We start from the raw sequence: 3,829 nt of genomic DNA on the forward strand, positions 1-3,829 counted from the left end.
CAACAGGCCAATGCGGCGAAGAATCTCTGGTCCGAAGGGACATCGAGTTTCCGCACGGGCCTTGAGATCGCCGAGATTCTGGCCGACCTCAAACTCGATCAGGATTCATTGGTCGCCGCAATCTTGTACCGTGGCGTGCGCGAAGGGCAGATCCTGTTGCCTGCTATCAGCCAGCGTTTCGGCCCGGTGGTGGCCAAACTCATCGACGGCGTGCAGCGCATGGCGGCGATCAGCGACAGCCTGAGCCCGCGTAAAACCATGGTGCTGGGCACTCAGGGCCAGGTTGAAAACCTGCGCAAAATGCTGGTGGCCATGGTCGACGACGTTCGCGTCGCACTGATCAAACTGGCGGAACGCACCTGCGCGATTCGTGCGGTGAAAACCGCCGACGACGAGAAGCGCAATCAGGTCGCCCGCGAAGTCTTCGATATCTACGCACCGCTGGCTCACCGCCTCGGTATCGGTCACATCAAGTGGGAGCTGGAGGACTTGTCCTTCCGTTACCTGGAGCCTGACCAGTACAAACAGATCGCCAAGTTGCTGCATGAACGTCGCCTGGATCGCGAGCGCTTCATCAGCGATGTCATGACCCAGCTGAAAAACGAATTGCACGCCACCGGCGTCGATGCCGACATCAGTGGCCGAGCCAAACACATTTATTCGATCTGGCGAAAAATGCAGCGCAAGGGTCTGGAGTTCAKCCAGATCTACGACGTGCGCGCCGTTCGCGTGTTGGTGCCGGAAATGCGCGATTGCTACACCGCGCTCGGTATTGTCCACACCCTGTGGCGGCACATCCCGAAAGAATTCGACGACTACATCGCCAACCCGAAAGAGAACGGCTACCGCTCGCTGCACACCGCGGTGATCGGCCCTGAGGGCAAGGTGCTGGAAGTGCAGATCCGCACCCACGCCATGCACGAAGAAGCCGAGCTGGGCGTTTGCGCGCACTGGCGCTACAAGGGCACCGACGTCAAATCCGGCTCTAATCACTACGAAGAGAAAATTTCCTGGCTGCGTCAGGTCCTCGAGTGGCACGAAGAGCTGGGCGATATCGGCGGCCTGGCGGAACAGCTGCGGGTCGATATCGAGCCGGACCGGGTCTACATATTCACCCCGGACGGTCACGCCATCGACTTGCCCAAAGGCGCGACACCGCTGGACTTCGCTTATCGCGTGCACACCGAAATCGGTCATAACTGCCGTGGTGCGAAGATCAACGGGCGCATTGTGCCGCTCAACTACAGCCTGCAAACCGGTGAACAGGTCGAGATCATCACCAGCAAGCACGGCACCCCGAGCCGCGACTGGCTGAACCCGAACCTGGGTTACATCACTACCTCGCGGGCACGGGCGAAGATTGTCCACTGGTTCAAATTGCAGGCGCGCGATCAGAACGTCGCGGCCGGTAAAACCTTGCTTGAGCGTGAACTCAGTCGCCTCGGTCTGCCGGCGGTGGATTTCGACAAGCTGGCCGACAAGGCCAACATGAAGACGGCCGAGGACATGTTCGCGGCGTTGGGTGCCGGTGATTTGCGCCTGGCGCAACTGGTGAATCTGGCGCAGCAACTGGTCGAACCGGAACGCGGCAACGAACAGCTGGAGCTTATTCCGCGCAAAGCCACTGGCTATAAACCGGGCAAGCGCGGCGATATCCAGATCCAGGGCGTCGGCAACCTGATGACGCAAATGGCCGGCTGCTGCCAGCCATTGCCGGGGGATGCCATCGTCGGTTACATCACCCAGGGCCGTGGGGTCAGCATTCACCGCCAGGACTGCGCCTCGGTGCTGCAACTGGGCGGTCGCGAGCCGGAGCGGATCATTCAGGTCAGCTGGGGACCGGTGCCGGTGCTCACCTACCCGGTGGACATCGTCATTCGCGCCTACGACCGTTCCGGTTTGCTGCGTGACGTGTCACAGGTGCTGCTCAATGAGCGAATCAACGTACTGGCGGTCAACACCCGCTCGAACAAAGAGGACAACACCGCGCTGATGTCCCTGACCATCGAGATTCCGGGGCTGGATGCGCTGGGTCGGTTGCTGGGGCGGATTTCCCAGTTGCCGAACATCATTGAAACCCGTCGTAACCGGACGCCTTGATCGCATGTTCAGCGCTGATCCACCGTCGCTCCCACAAGGGATTTTGCAGTGAGAGAGATTGATGTATTCACTTGATGACCTGCTGCACTTGATGAACCGGCTGCGCGACCCGCAGTTCGGTTGCCCGTGGGACATCAAGCAAACCTACGCCACCATCGTCCCGCACACCCTTGAGGAGGCCTACGAGGTCGCTGACGCCATTGAGCGCGGTGACTTCGATCACTTGCAGGGCGAGTTGGGCGATTTGCTGTTTCAGGTGGTTTATTACAGCCAGCTGGCGCGGGAAGAAGGGCGCTTTGAATTCGACGGCGTGGTCGACAGCATCACCCGCAAGTTGATCCGTCGCCATCCTCACGTGTTTCCCACCGGTGAGCTGTATGCACCCGTGGACATCCCGCGCCTGAGTGAAGAGCAGGTCAAGCAGCGCTGGGAAGAGATCAAGGCCGAGGAGCGCGCCGAGAAGTCGGCGACACCGTTGCAACTGTCGTTGCTCGACGACGTACCGGCTGCATTGCCTGCCTTGTCCCGTTCGGCGAAACTGCAAAAGCGTGCCGGGCAGGTCGGTTTCGACTGGCCGGACGCCTTGCCGGTGCTGGACAAGGTCCGCGAAGAGCTCGATGAAGTGCTCGAAGCCATGGCCGACAATGACTCGGCCGCGATTGCCGATGAGGTCGGTGACCTGCTGTTTTCCGTGGTCAATCTGGCGCGTCATCTCAAGGTTGATCCGGAAACCGCGCTGCGTGGCGCCAACAGTAAATTCGAAAGACGCTTCCGTTTTATCGAACAGGCATTGCGCGACACCCACCGTCCCATAGAAGATTGCACCCTCGAAGAGTTGGACGCCTTGTGGGGCGAAGCCAAACGTCAGGAAAAGAATTTGACCAGCTGCGGTTGAGCAGTTGCCTAAGTGAGAAACAAGCACCATGAGCATTTCCCTTCGCGACCAGTTGCTCAAAGCAGGGCTGGTCAACCAGAAGCAGGCCAAACAGGTCGGCAAAGAAAAGCAGAAACAGCAGCGCCTGGCCCACAAAGGTCAGATCGAACTCGATGACTCGCAGCAGCGTGCCGCCCAGGAAGCCATGGCCGAAAAGGTCAAGCGCGACCAGGAGCTGAACCGTCAGCAGCAGGAAAAGGTCGAGGCCAAGGCTCGCGCCGCTCAGATCAAGCAATTGATCGAAGTCTCGCGTCTGCCGAAGCTGACCACAGAGGATTACTACAACTTCGTTGACGACAAGAAGGTCAAGCGCCTGTGCGTCAACACGCTGATGCGCAACCAGCTCAGCAATGGCTTCCTTGCGATCGTGCATCACGCTGGCGGCTACGAAGTGATTCCGCGTGAAGCGGCACTGAAGATCCAGGAACGCGATCCACAGCGCATCGTGCAGATGAACGTGAAGACTGAGGAAGTGGCCGCCGAGGACGATCCGTACGCGGCCTATCAGATTCCGGATGATCTGATGTGGTAAGCCGTTAAAGGCTTCAACAACGACAAACCCCGCTCATGGCGGGGTTTGTCGTTTTCAATACTTATGCGCGACGAAGTCATAGTGAAACCAGCACCTCGGTGTGTCAGGTAAATCGCATACACAGGATCACACAAAATTTGTGGGAGCTAGCCTGCTGGCGATAGCGTCTGACGGATACATTGATGTTGGATATGAAGTCGCTATCGCCAGCAGGCTAGCTCCCACAGGGTTCTGTGCCTTGGCCCCATTCTCAGGCACAAAAA

3 protein-coding genes are annotated in these 3,829 nt (G+C 58.9%); all 3 read left to right on the plus strand.

The annotated features are described in order from the left end of the window. Window positions 1-2,100 (plus strand): GTP diphosphokinase (gene relA, locus AC1DRJ_RS21125; RefSeq protein WP_477803855.1); only part of this gene is annotated, 2,100 nt, incomplete at its 5' end. A gap of 61 nt (window positions 2,101-2,161) precedes the next feature. After that, on the plus strand, window positions 2,162-2,995 hold the full coding sequence (gene mazG / locus AC1DRJ_RS21130; RefSeq protein WP_477803856.1) for a nucleoside triphosphate pyrophosphohydrolase: 834 nt from the start codon (window positions 2,162-2,164) through the stop codon (window positions 2,993-2,995). A 28-nt stretch (window positions 2,996-3,023) separates the two neighbouring features. Further along, window positions 3,024-3,566 carry a DUF2058 domain-containing protein gene (locus AC1DRJ_RS21135; RefSeq protein ID WP_007949507.1) on the plus strand — a complete coding sequence of 181 codons (543 nt, stop codon included), beginning with the start codon at window positions 3,024-3,026 and terminating at the stop codon, window positions 3,564-3,566. The last annotated feature ends 263 nt before the right edge of the window (window positions 3,567-3,829 follow it).

This window comes from Pseudomonas sp. P5_B2 (assembly GCF_056400445.1).

What these genes read in the sequence shown, in the direction of transcription:
- mazG (WP_477803856.1), top strand. Translation starts at nt 2,162, where the DNA reads ATGTATTCACTTGATGACCTGCTGCACTTGATGAACCGGCTGCGCGAC.
- AC1DRJ_RS21135 (WP_007949507.1), top strand. Translation starts at nt 3,024, where the DNA reads ATGAGCATTTCCCTTCGCGACCAGTTGCTCAAAGCAGGGCTGGTCAAC.